Genomic DNA, 25180 nt, shown 5'->3' with positions numbered 1-25180 from the left:
CATCCGGCCGCTGGTGCCCACAAGGCGGCGGTGGCTTCCTCGTTCCCACAGGGATCTCCACAGGAGAGTCATGCCCGAGACAGCTTCGCGCAGTTCCAGCACAGGCAACTCCATCACGTGCGGCTCGGTCTCATCCGGTCCGAGTCCGTGCGCCAGCCATCCCCGTCCCAAGATCGCCGTGCCGTCCTCCCGTATCCACAGCCGGATCGGGGTCGGTCTGGCCGGCGGCTTCTATCCCGCTCCGCACCGCTACGAGCTGTTCCTGTCGGCGAGTTGTCCGCGCTCGCTGCGCATCTCGATCACCCTCGGCCTGCTCGGGCTCCGGGACTCGGTCGCCACCACGTTCCTGGGGCACCCCGCCGGAACACCCGAGGCGTACGCCTCGCTGCGCGGCGCGTACGAGGCCACGCTGCACCACTACGACGGGCCGCTGACGGCGCCCGCGCTGTGCGACCGGTGGAGCGGGCGCATCGTCAGCAACCACACCCCCGACATACTCCGCGATCTGGCCGGCCTGCTCTCCGGCCATGACGAGGCCCGCCCCTCGGCGCTGCGCCCGCCGGAGCTCGCCGACCGCATCGAGACGCTGCGCGAGCTGCTGGACCGGGACGTCACCCCGCAGGCGGGGTCCTCCGAGCGGTCGGCGGCCCTGGACCTGCTGGACCGGTCCCTCGCCCGGCAGCCCTACGCCCTGGGCGAGCAGCTGACGGCCGGGGACGTGGACCTGTGGGTGGCGCTCGTCCGTCTCGGCCCGGTCGCCGCCCTCGGCGACCGTCCCCGGCTCAAGGAGTACGTGCGCCGTCTCTGCGGCCACCCCGCCTTCCCGGATACACCGGAGCTGCCGGGGACTCCGGACGTGCCGGGCGGGGCGGCCGCGGCTGACTCACTGCCTCAGGCTCCCACGTAGGCCGCGAGGTGCTCGCCGGTGAGGGTGGAGCGGTCCGCGACCAGGTCGTCGGGGGTGCCCTCGAAGACGAGCCTGCCGCCGTCGTGCCCGGCGCCGGGGCCCAGGTCGACGATCCAGTCGGCGTGCGCCATGACCGCCTGGTGGTGCTCGACCACGATGACGGACTTCCCTGAGTCCACCAGCCGGTCGAGCAGGCCGAGCAGCTGCTCGATGTCTGCGAGGTGAAGGCCGGTGGTCGGTTCGTCGAGGACGTAGACCCCGCCCTTCTCGCCCATGTGCGTGGCCAGCTTGAGCCGCTGCCGCTCACCGCCGGACAGGGTGGTGAGCGGCTGGCCCAGGCTGAGGTAGCCGAGCCCGACGTCGGCCAGCCTGTCGAGGATGCGGTGTGCGGCCGGCGTGTGTGCCTCGCCGCTGCCGAAGAACTCCTCGGCCTCGGTCACCGGCATCGCCAGCACCTCGCTGATGTCACGTCCGCCGAGGCGGTATTCGAGCACCGATGCCAGGAACCGCTTCCCCTCGCACTCCTCGCAGACGGTGGCGACGCCCGCCATCATCGCGAGGTCCGTGTAGACGACCCCGACGCCGTTGCAGCCGGGGCAGGCGCCCTCGGAGTTGGCGCTGAACAGGGCCGGCTTCACGTCGTTGGCCTTGGCGAACGCCTTGCGGATCGGGTCGAGCAGCCCGGTGTAGGTGGCGGGGTTGCTCCGTCGCGAGCCGCGGATCGCGCCCTGGTCGATCGACACCACCCCGTCCAGTCCCGAGACCGAGCCGTGGATCAGTGAGCTCTTGCCGGAGCCGGCGACGCCGGTGATCACGGTGAGGACGCCGAGCGGGATGTCGACGTCGACGTCGCGCAGGTTGTTCGCGTCCGCGCCCCGGATCTCCAGCGCGCCGGTGGGCTTGCGCGGGGTGTCCTTGAGGGTGGCCCGGTCGTCGAAGTGACGGCCCGTGACGGTGTCCCCGGCCCGCAGTCCCCCGACGGTGCCCTCGAAGCAGACGGTTCCGCCCGCCGTGCCGGCGCCGGGGCCGAGGTCGACGACGTGGTCCGCGATCGCGATCGTCTCCGGCTTGTGCTCCACGACGAGCACCGTGTTGCCCTTGTCGCGCAGGCGCAGCAGCAGCCTGTTCATCCGCTGGATGTCGTGGGGGTGCAGCCCGGCGGTGGGCTCGTCGAAGACATAGGTGACGTCGGTGAGGGAGGAGCCCAGGTGGCGGATCATCTTGACGCGCTGCGCCTCGCCGCCGGACAGCGTGCCCGTCGGCCGGTCGAGCGCGAGGTAGCCGAGCCCGATCTCCACGAACGAGTCGAGGGTCTGCCGCAGCGCGGTGAGCAGCGGTGCTACGGAGGGCTCGTCGAGACCGCGGACCCAGGCGGCCAGGTCGCTGGTCTGCATCGCGCAGGCGTCGGCGATGCTGATCCGTTTGATCTTCGAGGACCGGGCGCCCTCGCTGAGCCGGGTGCCGTCGCACTCGGGGCAGGTGGTGAAGGTGACCGCGCGCTCCACGAACGCGCGGATGTGCGGCTGCAGCGCTTCCTTGTCCTTGGACAGGAACGACTTCTGGATCTTGGGGATCAGCCCCTCGTAGGTGAGGTTCACGCCCTCGACCTTGACCTTGACCGGCTCCCGGTAGAGGAAGTCGTGCGTCTCCTTCTCGGTGAACTCGCGGATCGGCTTGTGGGGGTCCAGCAGGCCCGATTCGGCGTAGACCCGGACGGTCCAGAAGCTGTCGGACTTCCAGCCGGGGATGGTGAAGGCGCCCTCGGCGAGCGATTTGGAGTCGTCGTAGAGCTGGGTGAGGTCGATGTCGGAGACGGTGCCCCGGCCCTCGCAGCGGGTGCACATGCCGCCGGTGCGGTTGAAGGTCGCCTTCACCGCCTTCTTCGCGCCGCGCTCGACGGTGATGGCGCCGCTCGCCCGGACCGAGGGGACGTTGAAGGCGTACGCGCCGGGCGGCCCGATGTGCGGCTTTCCGAGGCGGCTGAAGAGGATCCGCAGCATCGCGTTGGCGTCGGTGGCCGTGCCGACCGTGGAACGCGGGTCGGCGCCCAGTTTCTGCTGGTCGACGATGATCGCGGTGGTGAGCCCGTCCAGGACGTCGACCTCGGGCCGCGCCGGCGTCGGCATGAAGCCCTGGACGAAGGCGCTGTACGTCTCGTTGATCAGCCGCTGCGACTCCGCGGCGATCGTGTTGAACACCAGCGAGGTCTTGCCCGAGCCGGAGACCCCGGTGAAGACCGTGAGCCGCCGCTTCGGGATCTCGATGCTGACGTCCCTGAGGTTGTTCACGCGCGCGCCGTGCACGCGGATCACATCGTGGATGTCCGCAGCGTGCGGCGCGGACGGAGCCGCGTCCCTTCTGGTGGCCATGCTTATCGGTTCTCCATCTGTCTGTCTATCTGCCGGCCGGCCGGGCCATGATGACGCGGTCGCGGCACCCCTCGGCACCATCCGGCCCGATCCGGCGGGCCGGGGGCGGTACGCATGGTTGTACGTGGCCGGCGCGGCCGTGGCAACGCTCCACCGCCCGGATTCTCCCGTGCCGGGGCGCCGGCCACGGCACTCGCGGCTCAGCTGTCCTGGAGCAGCCCGAGCACGTTGCCGTCGGGGTCGGTGAAGGTGGCCACCAGACGTCCGCCGCCGACGTCGTGCGCGGGCTCCTTCACGGTGGCGCCCGCGGCCGTCACCTCGGCCAGCTTCGCCTCGATGTCGGGCACCTCCCAGTAGGTCACGGGCGAGCCCGTGACCTGTCCTCCCCCGTCCGGCACCAGCCCGATGTGCTGGCCCCCGGCCTCGTAGCCGACGTAATAGGGCGCGTCCGCCGTCGGGGCCACGCCGAGCAGGGCCGTGTACACCGCCTTGGCGGCCGCAAGATCGGACACGGGGTGCAGGACGGTCTTGATTCCCTGAGTGGCAGAGCCGGTCATGGTCGCTCCTGTGGTTCGTGGGACTCATCGGCCCCGTACGGGCGGCCGAGGCCTGGGTACGGGACCGGCGGTCGCGGTCGGCGCCCGGTGTCCGGGCGCCCGGTGTCTGGCCAACACGCTAGTTGCGGCGCGGTGACCGCGCTTCTCCGTTCCTGACCGGTCCGGCCGGCCGTCCCGGACCGGCGCCCGCCCTTCGTCCCGTCCGGCCGCGCCCCAGGTCAGGGCCGTACTCAGGACGTATTGCCGCCCTCCGGCACCGGGTCCATGCTTATGGGCATGGGTGACGAGGCCGGCCCCGAGCTCATCGCGTACGTCGGGCGTGCCCTGCGGGTGATGGAGGCGGCAGGGGCGCACTCCTCTGATGTCCCCGTGCCGCAGCTGGCCCGGGAGGCGGGTCTGCCGGTGGCCACGGTCGAGCGGCTGCTGAGGGTGCTCGCGCGGGACGGCTATCTGACCGAGCAGGCCGACGGGGCCTTCGCCCTCCCCTCGGAACGCTTGTCGCCGGGCGCCGGGTGCGGGCTGCCGGACCGTATCCGGCCCGTCCTGAAGACCTTGCGGGACGACCTCTCGGCCGCGGTCTACCTGACGCTGTACGAGGAGGGCGAGATCCGGGTGATGGAGATCGCCGACAGCGACCGCGCGCCCCGCGTGGACCTCTGGGTCGGGTTCCAGGACGCCGGGCACGCCACGGCTCTCGGGAAGAGCGTGCTGCGGGAACTGGACGGGACGGCGCGCGCCGAGTACTTCTCCCGGCACTCGCTGACCGACCTCACGCCCCGCACCATCACGCGCAGGGAGGAACTGCTGCGGCAGCTCGACTCCACACCGGCGGCGCCGGTCGTCATGGACCGGGAGGAGTACGCACTCGGTACGACCTGCATAGCCGTGCCCGTGTACAGCGGTGACCAGATCGGTTCGCTCGGCATCTCCTTCCGGTCGGACCGGATGTACCGGGCCACCCAGGTGCGGGCCGGGCTGCTGTCCACGGCGATGCGCGTCACGATGGGCCTGTCGCTGCCCGACTGAGCCCCACTGAGCGGAAGTCCGAGAGAAATCCGTGGCGGTTCGCTGTTGCGGCCGATACGCTCACCGCGATGATGACTCACTCTGTTCACAGATTGGGGGACCCGTCCGCGCAAGGTGAGTGCTGATGCTCACCGAGACCGCGAACCGGGATTCCCGTACTTCGTACTGGCTGCGCGTGCGCGAGTTCGCCGTGCCGCCCTCCATGATCGAGACTGCCACCGCCCGCCGTTCCACCGGCGACTGGGCAGGGGCGTGTGCCGCCGCGGGCATCGACGTCGATCTGGACCTGCGTTCCGCGGCGCGCGCCCACGGCCGTGAGCTCGCCGCCCGGATCCGGGCCGACCTGCGCCATCTGGCACCCGACCTGCTGCGCTGGCATCTGCCGAGAATCGCTCCCGACGGACTGCTGCGTCCGGGACTGACCATGGCCCTGGCCCGGTACGACGCCGGGGGCCCGGACGGTCCGTGCCCGCCGCAGCTCGTGATCCGGACCCCGCCGGCCTGGGCGGACGGCGGTCAGCGGATCAGCCTCGCGCTGTGGGACGGTTCCCTCTCCGGTGCGGGTGCGCGCCGGCACCCGCATCCCCACCCCAACCGGCGGTTCCGGCTCGACCTGCACCGCCACCTGTGGGACGCCCGCCGGACCGGTGAGCTGCGGAGCCGTTCCGGGGCCGGTCACCCGCCCGCCGACGGGCCTCCCGGACCGGAGCCGCGACCGCCTGGGCCGATGCCGCGGCTGGACCGTTTCGCCGTGAGCCGGTGGGCGGACGAGGCAGGGATTCTGCTCCGTGCCGAGGGGCTGCCCGCCGGTCCCGTCACCGTGCGGTGCGGGGCCCGGCACCGGCTGCTCCTGGTCCCGCTCGTGGAAGGGGACGGCCCGCCCGCGCTGCGGATCTCGGCGTCGTCCTCGGACGGGGCCGCCGCCGCGCTGCCGGTCCTGCCCGACGCGGCGGTCTGGGTGCCGCCCGACCTGGAGCTGCTCCGTGCCGGTGCGATCGAGGCCGGGCGGCTGCACCCGCTGGTCGCCTCCGCCCTGGCGCCGGACCACGCGCCGGCGAGCGAACGCCGTGACCCGGACCCGGCGGGCGGGCCGCACCTCGTCGAGTGCCGGGGCGCCCGGCACCGGATCGGCCTGGTCAACGGGGTGCTGGCGCCGCTCGACCACGATCCGGACGAGATCCGCCGCGAGGAGCTGCTGGTCGCCCTGACCGGTACCCCGCTCCCCTGTCTGCGGGCCATCGACGAGGCGCACCGCCGTCCGCACTGCCTCAGCGGTGTCCGGGAACGGCTCGTCCACGGCGACGTCACCGGAGCGCTGGCCGTCGTCGAGGGGCTGCTGGGCCCCGGCGCGGTGCTGCGCAACGGCGCTCTGCGGGACGAGCTGGAGGCGGCCGCGCGGCGGCGGGTCGCCCACGGACTGTTCAGGGCCGGCCTGAGCGGGGGCGGGCCCGGTTCCGCGCCCGGCCGCGTCTACCCGGACCGTCCGCGTTCCCGTTCCGGTGACCACACCTCGCGCCCGCGCCAGGCGACCTTCCGCTGACCCCGGGGCCCCGCCCCGCCCGTACGCCCCGGCCGCACCCTCCGTGCGCTCACTCCGCCCGCGCACCTCGTACACGCGCGCTCCGTAACGAACCGACAGCCCACAACCCACAGAGGTGATCATTCATGCCCGCATACGCACCCTTCGCGACCCCCGGCGCCCCGGCCGGACCTCTCACCACCCATGTCACCCAGCTCGACGTCGCCGCTGATCTGCTCGACCGGCTGCGCGACACCGGCACCGAACCGCGCCCCGACACCCAGCTGGAGGCCCTGACCCTGGCCGTGGCCGCCGACCTGCCGGTGATCCTCTGGGGCGAGCCGGGTATCGGCAAGACCGCTGCCCTCACCCAGCTCGCCGCCTCCCTGGACCTGCCGCTGACCACCGTCATCGCCAGCGTGCACGAGCCGTCCGACTTCTCCGGGCTGCCCATCGTCGGGGACGACCCCGCGGAACAGGGAGTTCCGATGGCCCCGCCGGACTGGGCCGTTCGGCTCGTACGGGCGGGCCGGGGGCTGCTGTTCCTGGACGAACTGTCCACCGCGGCCCCGGCCGTCCAGGCCGCCCTGCTCCGCCTCGTGCTCGAACGGCGGGTAGGGTCCCTGCGACTGCCCCCGGAGGTACGGATCGTGGCGGCCGCCAATCCGCGGTCCTCGGCCGCCGACGGCTGGGAGCTGAGCCCGCCCCTGGCCAACCGGTTCGTCCACCTCCGCTGGGCCCATGACCACGAGGTCGTGGTGCGCGGCCTGGGCGGGACCTGGCCCCGTGCGACGCTGCCGCGGCTCTCCCCCGACGGGCTGCCGCAGGCGGTGGACTTCGCCCGCCGCGCCGTGTGCGGGCTGCTGTCCGCCCGCCCCGCGCTGGTGCACCGGCTGCCCGGCAACGAGGCCGGCCGGGGCGGTCCCTGGCCCTCGCCTCGTACCTGGGACATGACGCTGTCACTGATCGCCTTCGCGACCGCGGCCGGCTCCTCCCGGGACGTGCTCTCCGCACTGGTGCGGGGCACGGTGGGCGACGGTCCGGGGCTGGAGCTCCTGGCGAGCCTGGACCGGATGGACCTCCCCGATCCCGAGACCCTGCTCGCCGACCCCGTCCGGGCCGTGCTGCCCGAGCGGGGGGACCTGCGGCAGGCCGTGCTCGACGGAGTGGTGGCCGCGGTCCGCGGCCGCCCTACGAGGCCCCGCTGGGACGCGGCGTGGGAGCTCCTGGTCCGGGCGCTGGAGAGCGGGGCCCCGGATCTGGTGGTCGTCCCCGCGACCACCCTCGCCTCGCTGCGCCAGGACGACTGGGACGTCCCCGCCTCCATCGAGCAGCTGGCCGGGGTCGTCTCGCTGTCCCGCCGGGCTGACCGGGCGGCGGTCCGGACGGCGGCCGCAGAGCGGGCCCGCCGATGACGCCCCGGACGCCGGGAACTCCCGGAACGCCCGCCGCGCCGGTCCCGCTGGACCTCGACAAGCTCTTCGCGGCCCGGCTGCACGCCGCCCGGGTGCGCCCCTACCTGGCGACGGCGCTGTTCGCGCTGCACACCGTCGGATCGCGGCGGGTGCCGACGATGGCCGTCGACCGGCACTGGCGGTGCTACGTCTCCCCGGCGTTCGTGGCCGCGACCCCGGTGGAGGAGCTGGCCGGGGTGTGGGTGCACGAGATCTCGCACCTGCTGCGCGACCATCACGGGCGCGGCGACCGGGTCGCTCGGGAGCGCGGGCTGACCGGCCCCGGGGAGCGGCTGCGGATGAACATCGCCGCGGACTGCGAGATCAACGACGACGTGTTCGGCGAGGGGCTGGCCCGGCCGGAAGGCGCGGTCAGCCCGCAGACCCTCGGGCTCCCCGAGGGGGAACTGATGGAGGACTACCTCCGGCAGTTCCGGCTCGGGCCGCACATCGAGAGCCTGGCCTGGCTGGACTGCGGCAGCGGGGCGGACGGGCTGGAGCGGGAGTGGGACCTCGGCCCGGACGGCGCGCACGGACTCAGCGCCCAGGAACGGGACGCGGTCCGGTTCCGGGTGGCCCAGGGCATCACCGGCCGCCCGGGGGACGCTCCGAAGGGGTGGCAGCGGTGGGCGGAGGAGGCCTTCCACCCGCCACAGGCGTGGCGGGAGTTGCTGGGGGCTGCCGTACGCTCGGCGGCCTCCGGCCCCGGTACGGGTCAGGACTACACCTACGGCCGCCCGTCCCGGCGCTCGGCCGGGGTGCCCGGCGCGGTGCTGCCGAGCCTGCGTCGCCGGCCACCGCGGGTCACCGTGGTCATCGACACCTCCGGTTCGGTCAGCGACGCCGAACTGGGCACCGCCCTCCTGGAGGTCGCCGCCATCTCCCGCAGCGTCGGCGGCCGCCGGGACCTGGTCAGCGTCCTGTCGTGCGACGCGGCCGCCGGGGTCGCCCACCCGCTGTGCCGCGCCGAGGGCATTCCCCTGGTGGGCGGCGGGGGCACGGATCTGCGCTCGGGCTTCACCAGGGCGCTGCGGGCGCGGCCCCGTCCGGACGTCGTGGTGGTTCTCACTGACGGGCAGACGCCGTGGCCCGCCGCGCGGCCCACCTGCCGCACGGTGGTGGGGCTGTTCCCCCGGCAGCACTCCCGCGGGTCGTGGCGCGAGGACGATCCCGACTACGTGCCGGACTCTCCGCCCGGGTGGGCACGCACGGTCGTCATCGGTTCCTCTTCCGGCCCCCGGTGAGCGTCGGGTGTACCCGCCCCGGACGGGGCGGCCGGCGTTGCCCGAGAGACCCGGTGGCGACCGCCTGCTAGGGTGATCACGCTGTTCAGCGTGTACGGAGGAGATCAGACATGGCGGGTGACGACGACATCTCCGGGTGATACCCGGAGCTGACGGCCACCGGCGGGCGCCCAGGAGCGCAGCCGAAGTGGCCATGTCGTTGTTCCCTCTGTCCATCGCCCCGGGGCCGCACTCCGTGCTGTCCGGGATCACCCGCGAGGTCTCCCGCATGTCCGACACATCCATCATCTGCTCCGGCCTCTCCTTCTCCTGGCCCGACGACACCCCCGTCTTCCACGACCTGTCCTTCGCCATGGGGAGCGGCCGCACGGGTCTCGTCGCCCCCAACGGGTCCGGAAAGAGCACCCTGCTCAAGCTGATCGCCGGTGAACTCCGCCCCACCGCGGGCTCCGTCTCGGTGGGCGGCACCCTCGGTTACCTGCCGCAGAGCCTGCCCCTGACCGGTGATCTGACGGTGGCCGAGGTCCTGGGGATCGACGCAGTGATCCGTGCCCTCGACGCCGTCGAATCCGGCGATGTGGGCGAGGACCACTTCGCGGTCATCGGTGACGACTGGGACGTCGAGGAGCGCACCCGCGCCCAACTGGACCGGCTCGGCCTGACCGGCATCGCCCTCGACCGGAACATCGGCACGCTCAGCGGCGGCCAGGTCGTCTCCCTCGGCCTGGCGGCCCAGTTGCTGAAGCGGCCCGATGTCCTGTTGCTCGACGAGCCGACCAACAATCTGGACCTCGAAGCCCGGCACTCGCTCCATGACGCGCTCGACGCGTGGGGCGGCACCCTGCTGCTCGTCAGCCACGACCGTGCGCTGCTCGGCCGCATGGACCGCATCGCCGAACTCGGCAGCGACGAACTGCGCTTCTACGGGGGCGACTTCACCGCCTACGAGGAGGCCGTGCGGGCCGAACGGGAGGTGGCGGAGAAGAACGTGCGCAACGCCGAGCAGGAACTGAAGCGGGAGAAGCGGGAAATGCAGCAGGCCCGCGAACGCGCGGAGCGCCGGGCGAGCAACGCGGCCCGCAATCTCAAGAACGCCGGACTCCCGCGCATCTTCGCGGGGAACATGAAGCGCGGCGCCCAGGAGTCCGCGGGCCGGGCCGGACAGACCCATTCCGCCCGGGTCGGTGAGGCCAGGGCGCGGCTGGACGAGGCCGGCCGCGCGGTACGCGACGAGCAGCGCATCACCCTCGAACTGCCGGACACCGTCGTCCCCGCCGGACGCACCGTGCTGCTCGCCGAGCGGGTGCGGGTACGCCTCGGCGGACGGGAGCAGTTCACCGGCGAGGGCGTCGATCTGACGATCCGCGGCCCCGAGCGCATCGCGCTGACCGGTCCCAACGGGGCGGGGAAGAGCACCCTGTTGCGGCTGATCGACGGGGAACTCCAGCCGGAGGGAGGCGAGATCAGGAGGTCCGGAGGACGGATCGCCTATCTGTCGCAGCGGCTCGACCTGCTCGACCTCGACCGCACGGTGGCGGAGAACTTCGCCGCGTCCGCCCCGCACCGGCCTGAGGCGGAGCGGATGAACCTGCTCGCGCGCTTCCTCTTCCGGGGCGACAGCGCCCACCTCCCCGTCAGGTCGCTGTCCGGTGGCGAACGCCTGCGGGCCACCCTGGCCTGCGTCCTGTGCGGCGAACCGGCCCCGCAGCTGCTGCTCCTGGACGAGCCGACCAACAACCTCGACCTGACGAGCGCCGAGCAGCTTGAGGGCGCGCTCAGCTCGTACCGGGGAGCGTTCGTGGTCGTCAGCCACGACGAGCCCTTCCTCAGCAGGATCGGGGTGGACCGGTGGCTGAGGCTGGCGGACGGCGAGCTGCTGGAGACCGGGGCTCCGCGGATGTGAACCGCTGACGTGCCGTCCTGGCCCGCGCCCGAGGCCGACCGCCCGGCGGGCCGCGAACCGATCACGTTGGATGGGACCACCATGAACGCACCCGCACTGCTCGCACACGACCTCGTGCGCACCCTCGGCTCGAAGCGCGTACTCGACGGGGTGTCACTCACCGCCGCGCCCGGCCACCGCATCGGCCTGATCGGGGAGAACGGTGTCGGCAAGTCGACTCTGCTGCGCCTGCTCGCCGGTACGGACGAACCCGACGGCGGCAGTGTCACCCGGCCCGCCGACGTCGGCTTCCTGCACCAGGAGATGGCTTTCGACGCCACGGCGACGATCGCCGACGTGCTGGACGACGCCCTGCGCGAGGCCCGGGAGGACCTCGCGGCCATCGACCGGCTCACCGAGGAGCTGGCCCGCACTCCCCAGGACTCCCCCGGCTACCCCGAACTGCTGGCGGCGTACGGCCGGCGGCTGGAACTGGCGGAGGAGCGGCAGACCTGGGACGCCGACCGGCGCGCCGCCGTCCTGCTCACCGGGCTCGGACTCTCGGCCCTGCCGTACGAACGCACCCTCGGATCGATCTCCGGTGGCGAGCGCGGCCGGCTGTCGCTGGCGGCGCTGCTGGTGCGGCGCCCTTCGGCCCTCCTGCTGGACGAGCCGACCAACCACCTCGACGACGAGGCCGCCGCCTTCGTGGAGGAGCAGCTGCGCGGGATGCCGGGGCCCGTCGTGATCGCCAGTCACGACCGGGCCTTCCTGGACGCGGTCTGCACGGATCTGATCGACCTGGATCCGGCCGTCGACGGTCCCGTGCGGTACGGCGGCGGCTACAGCGCCTACCTGGCCGTGAAGCGGGCGGAGCGGGCGCGCTGGGAGCGGCGTCACGCCGAGGAGCAGGAGGAGATCGAGGCGCTGCGCCGCTCGGCGGACGTGACGGCGCGGCAGGTGGCGCCGGACCGGGGTCCGCGCGACAGCGAGAAGATGGGGTACGGCCTGCGGGCGGGCCGGGTGCAGAGCCAGATCGCGCGCCGGGTCCGCAATGCCTCGCGCCGGCTGGCGGAGCTGGAGCGCCGACGGACCGGAGAGCCTCCGCAGCCGTTGCGGTTCCGGCACTCGGGGCTCGCGGACGCGTCCGCCGAAGGCACCCTCGTGTCCCTGCGCGGGGTGCGGGTGCCGGGCCGCCTGGCGGTCGACCGGCTCGATGTGGCGGCGGCCGAACGGCTGCTGGTCACGGGCGGCAACGGCGCGGGGAAGTCGACGCTGCTCGCCGTGCTCGCGGGACGGCTGGCCCCGGAGGGCGAGGTGAGCAGGCGGCCGGGGCTGACGGTCGGGCTGCTCGCGCAGGACACCCGGTTCGCCCGGCCGGACCGTACCGTCCGTGAGACGTACGAACGCGCCCTGGGCGTGGACCGGGCGGAGGAGGTGCCGCTCACCTCGCTCGGCCTGATGCACGAGGGGGATCTGGACAAGCAGGTGGGGCGGCTGTCGGCCGGTCAGCGCCGCAGGCTCGCACTGGCCCTCCTGACGGCCCGGCCTCCGCGGCTCCTGCTGCTCGACGAGCCGACCAACCATCTGTCCCCGCGGCTCTGCGACGAGTTGGAGGAGGCGCTGGGCACGGGCCCCGGCGCCGTCGTGCTGGCCAGTCACGACCGCTGGCTGCGCGAGCGCTGGCAGGGCCGCGGCCTCCGGCTTCACCCGGAGCGGGCCGTCGGGTAGCGCACGAAGAGGATGCCGTGCACGTCGGTCTCCGGTGCGCGGTAGATGTGGGGCACGTCGGCCCGCCACTGCGCGGACGCACCGGGGCCGACCGTCCTGGTGTCGTGCGGCGGGCCGACGACCGCGGTGCCCGCCAGCACCATCAGGCTCTCCCCCGTGCCCGGGACGTGCGCCTCGGACTCCTGGGTGGCGCCCGCCCGGATGATCACCCGGAAGACATCGGTGACCGCCGCCGCGTCCTCGTACCGCTCCAGCAGAACCGCGGTGACGGCGCTGCCCGCGACCCCGGGAAGGCTGCCATCGGGGCCGGCGCCGAAGACCGCACCGGCCTCCGGTCCCGGACCGGGGCGCCCCTTCGGCGCCGGATCACTGAGCAGCGCGCTGAGCGGCCGGCCGAGCGCGGTGGCGAGTGCGTACAGGGTTTCCAGGGTCGCGTTGCGCCGGCCGCTCTCCAGCTCGGAGAGCGTGCCCTTTCCGACCCGCGAGCGCCGGGACAACTCCGAGAGGGACAGGTCCTGTTGGTGCCGCAGCGCCCGCAGTCTGCGCCCCACGTCCTCGTTCAGCCCCATCGGCGTCCACCCACCCCCGTTCCCGGTTGACGTGCGTCAGCCCGCCTCTCTAGTGTTCCACAAACAGAACGTTCCGTATACGGAACACGCTCGCGGCACACCGGTCCCGCTGCTGGTCAACGGCGTCCCGCACCGCTCAGGGGAAGTGGCTCACTCATGTACGTGATCGCCCGCATTCGCTCGGCCGCGCCGCCCTCGGCCGTCGCCGCCGGACTGATCGCCGTCATGGTCGGGGTCACCAGCTCCGCGGCCCTGGTCTTCACGGCGGCGAAGGCGGCCGGAGCGGACTCACGGCAGATCTCCTCCTGGATGCTCGCGCTCGGCGTCGGGCTGGCCTGCACCTGCGTCGGGCTGTCGCTGCGCTACCGGGCCCCCGTCGTCACCGCGTGGTCGACCCCCGGAGCGGCGCTCCTCGCGACCGGCCTGAGTGGTGTCTCCATGGCCCAGGCGATCGGCGCGTTCGTCTTCTCCGGGCTGCTCATCCTCCTGAGCGGGGTGACCGGCTGGTTCAGCCGCGCCATGGGCCGGATTCCGGTGCCGCTGGCGGCCGCACTGCTGGCGGGGGTCCTGCTGCGGTTCGGCACCGGCCTGTTCAGCACGATGCACGGCAGCTTCGCGGTCGCCTTCCCGATGTTCGTGCTCTACCTGCTGGGGCGGCGCCTGCTCCCCCGCTACGCGGTGCTGCTGGCGCTCGGCGCCGGGGTGGTGGCCACCCTGTTCACCGGCGGCTGGCAGCCGGACAAGGTCCGGTTCGCCCTGGCCACCCCGGTGTTCGTCACCCCGGAGTTCGACTGGAAGGTGCTCATCAGCGTCGGCGCCCCGCTGTTCGTGGTCACCATGGCGTCCCAGAACCTGCCTGGGGTGGCGGTGATCCGGGGCGCCGGCTACGACGTACCGGTGTCCCCGCTGATGACGTGGACCGGGGCGGCCAACGCCGTACTCGCGCCGTTCGGCGCGTTCGGCCTCAACCTCGCCGCCATCACGGCCGCCATCTGCACGGGCGAGGAGGCCCATCCGGACCGCGACAAGCGCTACCTGGCAGCGGTCTGGGCCGGCGTCTTCTACCTCTGCGTGGGCCTGCTCGGCGCGACCGTCGCCTCGCTCCTGACCGCGATGCCGCACGCACTGGTCCTGGCGATCGCCGGAATCGGCCTGCTCGCCACCATCGAGTCCTCCCTGTCCACGGCCCTGGCCGACAAGTCGTCCAGGGAGGCGGCTGTCGTGACCTTCCTCGCCACGGCCTCCGGGGTGACGCTCCTGGGCATCGGCTCGGCCTTCTGGGGGCTGCTGGCGGGCCTGATCACCAGCGCGATCGCCTCGTGGGGGCGGGCCGGCCGCGACACGCCCGCCCCTGTCCCCGAGCCGGAACCGTCACCGCGCGAACTCCGCGTCCCGTAAGCCCGGCCGGGGCCGGTATCCGGCAGACCGGCCGGGTGCACGGCGGTTCCTGTCCTGTCCGTGGAACGGAGTTGCCGCGCACGGCGTGAGCACGGTGGGATGGACTCCATGCCGAAAGCGCTTGCGCCCGTCTCCGCCGAATCCCTGGCCCCCTTCGACCACCTGGACCACCGCTACCGCGGTGAGAACCCGGTACGCACCCTCGGTCATCTGCTCCACCCGGACCGCGGCCGGCTGGCACTCGCGGTGCTCGTCTTCGTCGTGAAGCACAGCCCCATCTGGCTGCTTCCGCTGATCACCGCGACCGTCCTCGACGTGGTCGTCCAGCACGGCCCGGAGTCCGGACTCTGGGAGTCCACCGGCATCCTGCTGTTCATCCTCGTCATCAACTACCCGCTCCACCAGTGGTACGTACGGCTCCTCGGCGGCAGCATCCGCCGGATGGGCATCACCCTGCGCTCCGCGCTGTGCCGCCGGATGCAGCAGCTGTCCATCGGCTACCACGCCAGGGTCAGTTCGAGCGTGCTGCAGGCCAAGGTCGTCCGCGACGTGGAGTCCGTGGAACAGATGATGCAGCAGAGCGCGGACATGGGCCTCGGCGCCGTGGTGACCCTGGTCGGCGGCCTTGTCGTCATCGGCGTGCGGGTACCGGCGTTCCTGCCCGTCTTCCTCGTGGTGGTGCCGGCCGCCGGGTTCCTGGTGATGAAGCTCCGCGCGCGGCTGCGCGACCACAACGAGTCCTTCCGCCGCGAGGTCGAGCAACTCTCCTCCCGGGTCGGCGAGATGACCACGCTCATCCCCATCACCCGCGCCCACGGCCTGGAGCGGACCGCGCTGGGCCGGGTCGACGGCTCGCTCCGCCAGGTGTTCGTGGCCGGGCTTCGCCTGGACACGGTCAACGGCCGGTTCGGCTCGCTCGCCTGGGTCATCCTCAACACGCTCGGGGTGCTGTGCCTGACGGGCTCCGCCCTGGTCGCCTATCACGGGTGGATGCCGGTCACCGCGGGCGACGTGGTGATGCTCAGCTCCTTCTTCACCGTGCTGACCGGCTCCGTGACCACGCTGCTCGGCCTGGCCCCCGTGCTCACCAAGGGACTGGAGTCGGTGCGTTCGGCCGGCGAGGTGCTCCAGGCCCCGGATCTGGAACAGAACGCCGGCAAGGCGCAGGTGGAGTCGGTCACCGGCCATATCGACTTCGAGGACGTCGGCTTCGCCTACGACGAGGCGGACCCCGCGGTCGACGGATTCACCCTCTCCGCCCGGCCGGGCGAGACGATCGCGCTGGTGGGCGCCTCCGGCGCGGGCAAGTCGACCGTCCTCAACCTGCTCATCGGCTTCATCCGGCCCACCTCCGGCCGCATCCTGCTCGACGGCGTCGACATGGCCGGGCTCGACCTGCGCAGCTACCGGCGCTTCCTCTCTGTGGTGCCGCAGGAGTCGATCCTGTTCGAGGGCAGCATCCGCGACAACGTGACGTACGGGATGGGCGACACGGACGAGGCCACACTGACGCGCGCCCTGGCGGACGCCAACGCCCTGGAGTTCGTACGGGAGCTGCCGCTCGGCCTGGACACGGTCGTCGGCCAGCGGGGCGCACGGCTCTCGGGCGGGCAGCGGCAGCGGCTCGCGATCGCCAGGGCACTGATCCGCGACCCCCGGGTGCTGGTGCTCGACGAGGCGACCTCCGCGCTCGACAACCGCTCGGAGGCCCTCGTCCAGGAGGCGCTCTCCCGTCTGGTGCACGGGCGGACCGTCTTCGTCGTCGCCCACCGCCTCTCGACGATCCGGAACGCGGACCGCATCGTGGCGATGGAGGGCGGCCGGATCGCGGAGGTCGGTTCGCACAGCGAACTGCTGGACAGCGGCGGCGTGTACGCGGGACTCCAGCCGGCCCGCCCGTGACGCGCGCCTGAAGTCCCTCGTCCGGACCACGCCGGACGAGGCGTGCGGGCCTGGCAGCCCGGGAGGTCCGTGGACCTCCCGGGCTGCCGGGCCAGGGACGCCGAGGACCAGCCCGCCCGGTGGCCCTCCTTCGCCGGGATTCCCGCCGGATGGCGGGCCATGTACGGACCCGCCGGCCGCGCCGCGTGCCTGGGCTACGTCGAGGTGCACCGGACGGGTCTGACGCCCAGAAGCGCCCGCGTCGCCATGGCCTGACCCCAGAGCGGGGCGTGGCCCGTCGCGCACGCGCTGCCGTACGCGCTGTGCTGTGCCGGGGCCGTGGTCGCCGTGTTCGTGGCGCTCTCGCCCGCCCGCTTCCGGCGGATCACGCGCGGCTGACTACCAGGGGCCGGCCGCCGCCCTCAGGGTCAGGAGGGCTCCGACGGCCAGCACCAGCGAGGCGGACGCGGCGGGACCGATGCCGGCGAGCCGGACGAACGGGGCGCGCAGACGCGCGTACTTCTCCGCGCGCGCCTCGAACCCGTCCCGCAGCCGCACCAGCAACAGGCCAGCCAGGGTGAGCGTCACGGCCATGCCCAGGCCGTACCCGAGAACGAGCAGCACACCGAAGGCGGTCCGCCCGAGGGCGACCGCGCCGAGCAGGACGACCAGGGCGGAGGGGCTGGGCACGAGGCCTCCCGCGATCCCCATCCCGATCAGCCCGGTGCGGGAGGTCCGGGCCGAACGAGGGCCGCCGGCCGGCTCCGGGTCGGGGGCGTGGCTGTGGGGGCGGCTTCGGGCCGGGGCGAGGACGGTGCCGCCGCGCCCGGCCGTGAGAGCCGCTTCCGGGACGTGTTCGTGACGACGGTGATGGTCGTCGTGGTCGTGGTCGTGCTGGTGCTCCTGGTCCTGCGGACCGGACGCCGGATCGTCACCGTGGCTGTGACCGTGGTGATGACCGTGGGCGTGGTGGTGCCCGTGGGACGGGCGTTTCGTCAGCGCGGCGCGCAGGAGCCAGAGGCCGATCCCGGTCACCATCAGCCCGCTGACGAGGCCGAGCCCGGCCAGCACGGTCTCCCCCGCCAACGACGTCGCGAGCGGCAGGGCGAGACCGAGCGCCAGCACCCCCGCGGTATGGGTGAAGGTGACGGTGACCCCGACGGTGACGGCGTCCCGCGGAGAACCGCGGCGGCCCGCCAGGTACGCGGCCATGATGGTCTTCCCGTGGCCGGGCAGAGCGGCGTGCGAGGCACCGAGCACGAGGGCGAGCAGCAGGGCCAGCAGCCCGGCGGGAACGGTCAGTTCACGTCGCCCCACGAGTCCGTCGAAGACTCCGGAGACCCTGTCCAGCGCCGCGGTCACCGGGCCCGCTCCCGGCAGCACCGTTCGCGCCACGGTGGCGGAGCGGCCCTCGCCCGGTTCGGTGCGCAGCCGGGCCGACCGCTGGTCCAGGGGGGTGGCCAGCGGGTCCTTGGGGTAGTGGCGGAGTTCGCCGGTGGGAGAGGTGGTGGGCAGCGTCGACCGGGTGAGCGTGACGCCCTGTCCGCGTGCGGTCATCTCCTGCCAGCCGATGCGCCGTTCGTCGTACTCCGTGCGCACGTCGATGTCCGCCGGCCCGCCCAGCTCCGCGCGGGCGTCGAGGGTGCAGCTGAGCCTGCTGGTCCGCAGGCCTCCCTCGCCAGGCCGGAACGTGAACGTGCTGCTCACGTTCTTCCAGCGCACCGCCGTACCGGCGATGTCCAGACGCAGCTGCCGGGTGAGCAGGGCGCAGTCCGCGGCGGCGAAGGACCGTGCCTCCGCGGCGCCGACGGCGCCGTCGTGGTCCCGGTCGATGCGCGGGCGTAGCTGGGCGGTGGCGATCTCCGCGCGGTCCACCACGATCAGGGCGCCGACGGCGTCCGGCCGGAAGGTCAGCCCGGTGTGGTGGTTGACCGTGAAGTTGCCGAGGGGGTGGGCGTGCGCCGTGGTGGCCGTGCCGGTCAGGAGCACGGTCAGCGTTCCCGTGAGGGTCAGCGAGGAGAGGACGCGGCAGAGCTGTCGGTTCATCGGACGGTTTCGATTCTGCTGAGCTCGGTGCGGGCCCGGGGGGCGTCCACCGGATGGAAGTGGGGATCGGTCGCCAGGGCCCGGCGGAGGTCCGTGCGGGCGGCCCCGGTCCGGCCGAGGGCCTGGTTGATGAGTGCCCGGTGGTACCGGAACGGGGCGCTCACGGTGCCGAGTGCGAGTGCGAGATCGGCCTGTCCGACTGCCTCGGTATCGCGTCCGGCCCGGTGCAGGGCCCAGGCGTACGCGTCGTGGACCGCGATGAAGGGCCGTTGCCGCAGTGCGGCGCGCCCCATCGCGACCGCGGTCTCCGGACTGCCGTGATCGGCCTCGAAGAGCACCGCGTCCGCGTCCGGTACCCCGCCGCTCGCCCTCCTCAGCCTCTCCTGCGCCCTGAGTACGTCGTACTGCTCCTCGGCCTCCGCACGGTGTCCGAGCGACCGCTGCAGGTCGCCGAGGCCGAGGAGGTACTGCGGCAGGGGCGCGGCGGCGACGGCGGCGGTGAAGTCGGTGACGGCCTGCCGGGTGTCGCCGAGCGCGGTGCGGGCGCGTGCCCGTGCCTCCAGAAGGGCGGCGTCGCCGGGCAGTGCGGCGAGCCCGGCACCGGCCAGCCGGAGCGCGGCGCGGGGGTCTCCGGTCTCCAGGGCGAGGGTGGCGAGGTGGGTCAGGGCGAACGCCTTGTCGGCCGGAGTGCCCGCCGCCTGGAGGGACCTGTTCATCAGCTCGCGCGCCCGCACCGTGTCGCCCCGCAGTTCCCAGCTGTACGAGGCGCGAGCGAGGGCGCTGCTGTCGGGCCTGAGGTCGGTCATGCGCTGCACCGCCGCGTAGGACTCCTCGTAGCGGCCGAGCTGGGTGAGCGCGTCGGCCAGGACCCCCTGGGCGGGTGCGCTGTAGGGGTTGTCGGTGGTGGCACGCCGCGCCCAGGTCAGGGCTTCGGCGAAGTGGTGGCGGGCGGATTCGAGGGCTCCCATCCCGGTCTCCGCCGCGGAGTTGCCGGCCGGCTGGAGGGCGAGCGACTTGCGCAGGGCGGTCCGGGCCCGGTCGTAGGTGGCCGCGTCCGCGGTGCTGCGGGCCTGTTGCACGTAGGCCATGCCGAGGGACGACCAGCCGCCGGGGTCGGCGGGCAGTCTGCGTACACGGGCCCGCAGGGCTTCGGTCGCGTCCTTGGCGCGGGGTGCGTCCGGGCCGGACGCGACGGTGGGCGCTGGCGTCTGCCGGGGAGCCAGGCCCAGTGCCCCGACCGTGAACAGGACGGACCCCAGGGCGAGGGTGACCGCGGTGCTGCGCAGTCGTCGTCTGCCGCCTCTGGCGGCGGGCTCGGGGACTTCGTCGGTCGGGGCTGGCACTGGTTCTCCCGGTGGTGTGGGGCGGGCGGAGGCGGTGTCCGGACCGGCCGGTCCGGTCCGGACACCGATGTGACCCGGTCTCGCCCCTGGAGCAGGGGCGGCCGGTCAGCTCGTGGCGCGGCGCCGGCGCAGGCGCAGACCTCCGACACCCAGCAGGGCGACGCCCGCGGTGCCGATCGCGGCGGCGCTCGACGGTGTCATCGCCGACTGGCCGGCGCGACCGGACGGACCGCTGTTGACGCTCTTGGTGTGCGGGAGCGCCAGGTACGGGAAGCGCGTGCCGAAGGGCACCTCGTTGGCATCGACCTTGTCGCCGTCCGCGAGCGCGGGGACGAGCTTGCCCGTCTGGGCGGCTCCTTCGACCGCCTGGAGGGAGATGTCGATGACGTCGTCGGTGAGCCGGCGTCCGTTCGGGAAGCCGGCCAGGTCCCCGGCGAGGACGCCGAGCCGGTTGGGCTTCGCGGTCGGCGGAACGGCCATGTTCAGCCGCAGTTCCTCGGCCGGGACGATCTTCTTGAGCGGGGCGTCCTTGTTCAGCCGGTGCGCGTTCAGGTCGGCCTTGACCGGTCCGCAGACCTTGCAGATGCCGGTGAGGTAGATCTCCGCGAGGTCCTTGCGCGGGGGCTTCGGCGCGGGTACGCCGTACACCTTCTGGATCAGCTTCGGCAGGATCGGGTCCAGTACCTTGTCCACGACCGGCTGGACGGTGCGGTCCTGGCTGGGGTTGAGGGTGTTGAAGGCGTCCTTGTACTTGAGCGGTACGACGACCTCGTTGACGAGCGGGTTGCCGAGGCGGGAGACCTGCTTCCAGCCGGTCGTGGCGCCCGCGGTCCGGGAGTCCGTGACCTGGACGCCGCGGCGCTCGGTGGTCGACCAGATCCCGACGACGGGGTTACGGGTGGCGTTGCCCCGCAGTGCCAGGTCCTTCTTGGGGATCTGGAGGGCGACCGAGTTGACGTTGTACCCGGCGAGGGTGTCCTGCCCGCGTTCGCTGAGGTCCCCGCCGTAGAGCAGGTCGAAGACGCGCAGATCGGCGAAGAACGGGTCCTCCGCCTGCCCGGCGAACGCCTTGCGGCCACCCGTGGCGTTGCGGACCGCCTGCGCGCGCAGGGTGGCGTAGTTCGGCATGGACGCCTTGCCCGCGTTCGACGGCGCCACGGGGGCCCCGCGCAGCACGGTCGAGGTGCCGCGGGAGGTGGTCACCGTGAGGTCGTAGACCTGCCGGATGTTGAGGTCCGGGTCGTTGAGCGAGGTGACCGGGCCGGTGTTGTAGAGGAACTGGCCGCCCGCGTCCCGGGTCAGGGTGCGGAACCGCCAGGTGTACGTGACGTCGGCGTTGCCGTCGCCGGTGTTGTCGATCTTGATGTTGTACCGGGCGTCGTCCGCGAACTGGTAGAAGTTCGGGCCCCCGTTGGGCTCCTCGAACGGGATCCAGTTGGCGGCGAGCGTCACCGTGTCGGAGCGGTCGGGGCTGGTGAACGCGTACACATCGGTGTTGTCCGCCCGCGGGTCACCGGCGATCAGCGGAGCCTCGCGGTGGCTGGAGGCGGCGCTGATTCCGGGTGCGAGCGTGAGAACGGCGAGCCCTGTGGCCAGCGCACCGGCACCGAGGACGAGGAGGGAGTGGTCGAGGACGCGCCGGCTGCGCGGCCTCTGAGTGGGGGACGTCAAGACTGGTCCTCTCGACAACGGATCTCCGCCGCAGCACCTGGCCGGGGGCACAGGTGGTACGGCGTGATCCATGGGATGGGCGGAACAGGCCGACGACGCCGTGCACGGGAAGAATTCCGTGCGCCTTTCGCGGGGGCTGTGCCCGCACCGGTCGTCGGGGCGACAGCGAACCACATTTCTCCGACATTGATTCACACATTTCCCGAGGAATGATTTCGGCGGCGCACCCTTGTTCCCGCATCACCGCAGATGAAGGCATGGATGCGACCTCCCGGGCGCACGTCAGTTTCACGGAGAAACACGCCGCCCCGCCTAGGCCATAAGTGACACCACCCGCTTATTGCGAACCTGTCGCATCAAGCAACGGCCGGTCATTCGTCACAGCAGTACGAACATTCACCCGCATGGGCCGTCGTGAAGTGCTTAAATCACCTCAACGCCATGAGATTTCGGGGGATCTTGACCAATTTCGCCCGAACGGCAATCCATGGCCGTCGCGGCTACGGATCACTGACGAACGGCCGGAAGAACGGCATCCGTGACGACTTCGGAGAAGAATTCAGACAGGCCAGCCAATTTTCTGTCGATGCGTTTCCGGTTATCGATAATTCGGGTGACGAAGAGTCGGTACCGCAGTTCGGCGATGCCTTTTTCCATGCCACCCACACGCAGCCGCTCATCCGTCCCGCAAGCACAGGAGGAAATGGTGTCCGACGTTCATATGCTGACCGGTGCGTACGCACTGGACGCGCTGGAGGGGCGGGAGCGCACTGCCGTGGAGGCCCACTGCGCGGGGTGTCCCGCGTGCCTTCGCGAGTGCGAGGAGTTCCGGGCGACCGCCGCCCGTCTGGGGATGGCCTCAACGGCGATCCCGCCCGCGGCACTGAAGAGACGGGTACTCGACATCGTCCGCGCCACACCCAGGCCACCGCCGTGGCGGCTCAGGCTGAGCGGCCTGGGGCGGCGGCTCGGCCATCGGGCGGCCGTCCGGCTGCTGAGCCGCACCCTCCACTGAACGGGGTACGGACAGCCTCCCGGGCGCACCGGCGGGAGCACGGCGCGAAAAGCCCCGCCGCGGACCGGGGCCGGGGGGCTGATTCCGGCCGGTTCCGCAGCGGGGCGGCTCTGTCTGGGCTTCGCCCGCGACTACTTGGGCATCAGGACCGTGTCGATGATGTAGACCGTCGCGTTGGCCGTGGGCACGTTGCCGCACACCACCTTGGCGCTGTCGTTGACCTTGTAGGACTCACCGGATCCGGCGGTGGTGAGCTTGGACTTCTCCAGGGTGTCGAAGCTGCCGTTCTCCAGCTGCTTCGGCGTGAGCTTCTGGCCCACGACGTGGTAGGTCAGGATCTTGGTGAGCGTCGCCTTGTCGCTGAGGACCTTGTCCAGGTCGGCCTTCGGGATCTTGGCGAAGGCCTCGTTGGTGGGTGCGAACACGGTGATGTTCTTGGCGTTGTTGAGCGTGTCGACCAGTCCGGCCTTCTTGACGGCGGTCACCAGGGTGGACAGGTCGGGGTTGTGGGAGGCGGCCGTGGCGACCGGGTCCTTCGACATCCCGTCAAAGCTGCCCGCGCCTTCCTTCGGGACACCGGCGCAGGCCGGGCCGAACGGCTTGTCCATCGAGGCGGAGTCGGCCGTGGCCGGCTCCGAGGCGTCCGGAGCGGCCGCGGCGGCACTGGACTTGCTGTCCGACGCCTTGTCGGAGCTGTCGTCCGAGCACGCGGTCAGCGCCAGCGGAAGAACGGCGGCTGCGGCGACGGCGACGGCTGCACGACGGTAGCGAAGGGCGTTCATGGTGTTCTCCTTGATGAATACGGGTTGCGTAGTGCGGGTTGCGCAATACGGGCTGGGAGACGGAGGTCGCAGTCGGCGGCTGCGTCTGCGACGGGTGCCGGGCGGCAGCGGCCGGTCAGGACGGCCTGGTACTGAGCGCTCGCACCGGCGGGAAGGGCAGTGGCGGGCGTCCGGCCCGGACGCCACCGGCCCGGCCGATGGCTCGGGCAGCGGGCACGGTACGAATCGGGGTGGTCCGGAGCATCGTCACGCAACTGGTTCGGTGCCGACGGCCCGGCGGATTGGTCGATCACTCGATCAGGAGAAGTCTTCGCGAAACGGGGACAGTCGAGGCCGGTGAGGGTATGGCAGCGCTGTCCCGGTAGGCGCCGTGGTACCGGTACGCGCCCCCGCGCCGCATACCGCCTCGCCGGGCGGCCGATCATATGGTGACGTATGTGATCGTTCGTGAGCATGCGCTGAACACAAGTGGTAGCCGGCACCCGGGCTATCCGGCTGCGGCGGTGGTGTTCGCCATCGGGATGGCCGGTACCACCCTGCCCACGCCGCTGTACGGGCTCTACCAGCGGCAGATCGGCTTCTCCGAGCTGATGGTGACCGTCGTCTTCGCCGTCTACGCCTTCGCGGTCATCACCGTGCTGCTGCTGGCGGGCAATTACTCGGACATGGCCGGCCGCAGACCCGTACTCCTGTGCGCGATGGCCCTGTCGGCCGCGAGCGCCGGTTGCTTCCTGCTGGAGCGCGGCCTGCCGCTGCTCTTCGCGGGACGGCTGCTGTCCGGTTTCGCCGCGGGGCTGCTGAGCGGCGCCGCGACGGCGGCTGTCATCGAACTGGCCGGGCCCGCGCGGAAGGCGCGGGCCGGCTTCGCCGCCACGGCCGCGAACATGGGAGGCCTGGGCTGCGGACCGCTGCTGTCCGGGCTCCTCGCGCAGTACACGCCCTGGCCGCTGGCGCTGCCGTTCTGGGTCCATCTGGGGCTGGTGGCCGTGGCGTCCGGGATCACCTGGTTCCTTCCGGAGACCGTGGCCGGGCCGCAGCGGTGGCCGCGCCCGGCGCCCCAGGGCGTGGCGGTGCCGCCCGGGGTAAGGAGCGTGTTCGTGCCCGCCTCCGTGGCGGCCTTCGCCGGCTTCGCGCTGCTCGGGCTGTTCACGGCGGTCGCACCGAGCTTCGCCTCGCAGACGCTGGGGGTGCACAACACGGCCGTCATCGGGGCCGTGGTCTTCTCGGTGTTCCTGGCCTCGACGTTCGGGCAGTCCCTGACGCAGCGTTTCGGCGCCCGCCGCGCACTCCCGGCCGGCTGCGGCATCCTCATGGCCGGCCTGGTGCTGGTGGCGTCGTCGCTCATCGCGGAGTCCCTGCTCCTGCTGGTCCTGGGAGCGCTGTGCGGAGGCACCGGCCAGGGCCTCGCCTTTCGCGCGGCGCTCACCCTGGTCAGCGGTGCGTCCCCGGCCGAGCACCGCGGCGGCACCATCTCGGCCTTCTTCGTCGTCGCGTACACCGGCATCTCGGTACCGGTCGTCGGGGTCGGCGCCATCGCCACCTGGATCGGGCTGCGCGACGCCGGACTCGTCTTCACGGGCTGCGTGCTGCTGCTGGCGGCCGGAGCGGGAGCGTACGCCGCGCTCAGACCGCCTCCGGGCGCGTGAGCGCCGCACCGCCGACTGAGCGGCGGGCCGGGCCCGGCCCGCCGCTCAGTCGGCGGTGCGGCACAGGACCGTCAGTCGGCGGTGCGGCACAGGACCGTCAGTCGGCGGTGCGGCACAGGACCGTCAGTCGGCGGTGCGGC

General features: G+C 72.6%; 20 protein-coding genes. 12 read left to right on the top strand and 8 right to left on the bottom strand.

Translation table 11 applies throughout. The annotated features are described in order from the left end of the window. The first annotated feature begins 178 nt into the window (after nucleotides 1-178). Nucleotides 179-907 carry a glutathione S-transferase C-terminal domain-containing protein gene (locus ACIP89_RS24360; protein WP_402116692.1) on the top strand — a complete coding sequence of 243 codons (729 nt, stop codon included), beginning with the start codon at nucleotides 179-181 and terminating at the stop codon, nucleotides 905-907. On the opposite strand, the gene ACIP89_RS24355 is transcribed toward ACIP89_RS24360, so the two are convergent. Further along, nucleotides 892-3276: an ATP-binding cassette domain-containing protein gene (locus ACIP89_RS24355; RefSeq protein ID WP_402116690.1), complete on the bottom strand. Its 2385-nt coding sequence runs from the start codon at nucleotides 3274-3276 to the stop codon at nucleotides 892-894. The genes ACIP89_RS24360 and ACIP89_RS24355 overlap by 16 nt on opposite strands. A gap of 200 nt (nucleotides 3277-3476) precedes the next feature. Beyond that, entirely contained in the window at nucleotides 3477-3833 is a 357-nt protein-coding gene (locus ACIP89_RS24350) for a VOC family protein (RefSeq protein ID WP_402116688.1), read from the bottom strand. Nucleotides 3834-4109: 276 nt separating this feature from the next. On the opposite strand from ACIP89_RS24350, the gene ACIP89_RS24345 reads away from it, so the two are divergent. The 6 genes from ACIP89_RS24345 to ACIP89_RS24320 all read left to right on the top strand — a co-directional run bounded on the left by ACIP89_RS24345 (nucleotide 4110) and on the right by ACIP89_RS24320 (nucleotide 12689). Continuing rightward, nucleotides 4110-4859 (top strand): IclR family transcriptional regulator, encoded by a 750-nt coding sequence (locus ACIP89_RS24345; protein WP_402116686.1) that lies wholly within the window; start codon nucleotides 4110-4112, stop codon nucleotides 4857-4859. Nucleotides 4860-4983: 124 nt separating this feature from the next. Beyond that, a complete protein-coding gene (locus ACIP89_RS24340; protein ID WP_402116684.1) occupies nucleotides 4984-6399 on the top strand; it encodes a hypothetical protein in 1416 nt (471 codons plus the stop codon). 125 nt (nucleotides 6400-6524) lie between these two features. Beyond that, entirely contained in the window at nucleotides 6525-7793 is a 1269-nt protein-coding gene (locus tag ACIP89_RS24335) for an AAA family ATPase (protein ID WP_402116683.1), read from the top strand. Beyond that, entirely contained in the window at nucleotides 7790-9076 is a 1287-nt protein-coding gene (locus ACIP89_RS24330; RefSeq protein ID WP_402116681.1) for a VWA-like domain-containing protein, read from the top strand. The genes ACIP89_RS24335 and ACIP89_RS24330 overlap by 4 nt, the downstream gene beginning before the upstream one ends. Before the next feature lie 268 nt (nucleotides 9077-9344). After that, nucleotides 9345-10979 (top strand): ribosomal protection-like ABC-F family protein, encoded by a 1635-nt coding sequence (gene abc-f, locus ACIP89_RS24325; protein ID WP_401926289.1) that lies wholly within the window; start codon nucleotides 9345-9347, stop codon nucleotides 10977-10979. An 81-nt stretch (nucleotides 10980-11060) separates the two neighbouring features. Continuing rightward, entirely contained in the window at nucleotides 11061-12689 is a 1629-nt protein-coding gene (locus tag ACIP89_RS24320; protein ID WP_402116680.1) for an ABC-F family ATP-binding cassette domain-containing protein, read from the top strand. Here the strand turns inward: ACIP89_RS24320 and ACIP89_RS24315 are convergent. After that, nucleotides 12665-13258: a helix-turn-helix domain-containing protein gene (locus ACIP89_RS24315; RefSeq protein WP_401924355.1), complete on the bottom strand. Its 594-nt coding sequence runs from the start codon at nucleotides 13256-13258 to the stop codon at nucleotides 12665-12667. The two genes, ACIP89_RS24320 and ACIP89_RS24315, sit on opposite strands and share 25 nt — an antisense overlap. A gap of 156 nt (nucleotides 13259-13414) precedes the next feature. Here ACIP89_RS24315 and ACIP89_RS24310 point away from each other — a divergent pair, with 156 nt between their 5' ends. The 3 genes from ACIP89_RS24310 to ACIP89_RS24300 all read left to right on the top strand — a co-directional run bounded on the left by ACIP89_RS24310 (nucleotide 13415) and on the right by ACIP89_RS24300 (nucleotide 16813). Next, nucleotides 13415-14656, top strand: coding sequence for a benzoate/H(+) symporter BenE family transporter (locus ACIP89_RS24310; RefSeq protein WP_402116678.1), 1242 nt, complete (start codon nucleotides 13415-13417; stop codon nucleotides 14654-14656). A 108-nt stretch (nucleotides 14657-14764) separates the two neighbouring features. Then, nucleotides 14765-16558, top strand: a complete 1794-nt coding sequence (locus ACIP89_RS24305; protein ID WP_402116676.1) for an ABC transporter ATP-binding protein — start codon at nucleotides 14765-14767, stop codon at nucleotides 16556-16558. 69 nt (nucleotides 16559-16627) lie between these two features. Beyond that, entirely contained in the window at nucleotides 16628-16813 is a 186-nt protein-coding gene (locus tag ACIP89_RS24300) for an MbtH family NRPS accessory protein (RefSeq protein WP_402116675.1), read from the top strand. Nucleotides 16814-16936: 123 nt separating this feature from the next. Here the strand turns inward: ACIP89_RS24300 and ACIP89_RS24295 are convergent, their stop codons facing one another. The 4 genes from ACIP89_RS24295 to ACIP89_RS24280 form a co-directional block, all read right to left on the bottom strand. Then, nucleotides 16937-18583, bottom strand: coding sequence for a nickel/cobalt transporter (locus ACIP89_RS24295; protein ID WP_402116673.1), 1647 nt, complete (start codon nucleotides 18581-18583; stop codon nucleotides 16937-16939). Then, the gene (locus ACIP89_RS24290; protein WP_402116672.1) at nucleotides 18580-19926 is read right to left on the bottom strand and encodes a tetratricopeptide repeat protein; all 1347 of its coding nucleotides are present in this window, start codon (nucleotides 19924-19926) and stop codon (nucleotides 18580-18582) included. The genes ACIP89_RS24295 and ACIP89_RS24290 overlap by 4 nt, the downstream gene beginning before the upstream one ends. A 105-nt stretch (nucleotides 19927-20031) precedes the next feature. Then, on the bottom strand, nucleotides 20032-21597 hold the full coding sequence (locus ACIP89_RS24285; RefSeq protein WP_402116671.1) for a DUF4331 domain-containing protein: 1566 nt from the start codon (nucleotides 21595-21597) through the stop codon (nucleotides 20032-20034). A 507-nt stretch (nucleotides 21598-22104) separates the two neighbouring features. Beyond that, entirely contained in the window at nucleotides 22105-22263 is a 159-nt protein-coding gene (locus ACIP89_RS24280; RefSeq protein ID WP_402116669.1) for a hypothetical protein, read from the bottom strand. 40 nt (nucleotides 22264-22303) lie between these two features. Between ACIP89_RS24280 and ACIP89_RS24275 the strand changes: the two genes are divergently transcribed. After that, nucleotides 22304-22612: a zf-HC2 domain-containing protein gene (locus ACIP89_RS24275; protein ID WP_402116667.1), complete on the top strand. Its 309-nt coding sequence runs from the start codon at nucleotides 22304-22306 to the stop codon at nucleotides 22610-22612. 131 nt (nucleotides 22613-22743) lie between these two features. Here the strand turns inward: ACIP89_RS24275 and ACIP89_RS24270 are convergent, their stop codons facing one another. After that, nucleotides 22744-23394 (bottom strand): fasciclin domain-containing protein, encoded by a 651-nt coding sequence (locus ACIP89_RS24270; RefSeq protein ID WP_402116666.1) that lies wholly within the window; start codon nucleotides 23392-23394, stop codon nucleotides 22744-22746. Between the two features lie 521 nt (nucleotides 23395-23915). On the opposite strand from ACIP89_RS24270, the gene ACIP89_RS24265 reads away from it, so the two are divergent. Continuing rightward, the gene (locus ACIP89_RS24265) at nucleotides 23916-25040 is read left to right on the top strand and encodes an MFS transporter (protein ID WP_402116834.1); all 1125 of its coding nucleotides are present in this window, start codon (nucleotides 23916-23918) and stop codon (nucleotides 25038-25040) included. The last annotated feature ends 140 nt before the right edge of the window (nucleotides 25041-25180 follow it).

Source organism: Streptomyces sp. NPDC088730 (assembly GCF_044751215.1).
Lineage (GTDB): Bacteria > Actinomycetota > Actinomycetes > Streptomycetales > Streptomycetaceae > Streptomyces.
The sequence above is the reverse complement of the archived record's forward strand: the minus strand, read 5'-3'. Positions and strand labels throughout refer to the sequence as shown.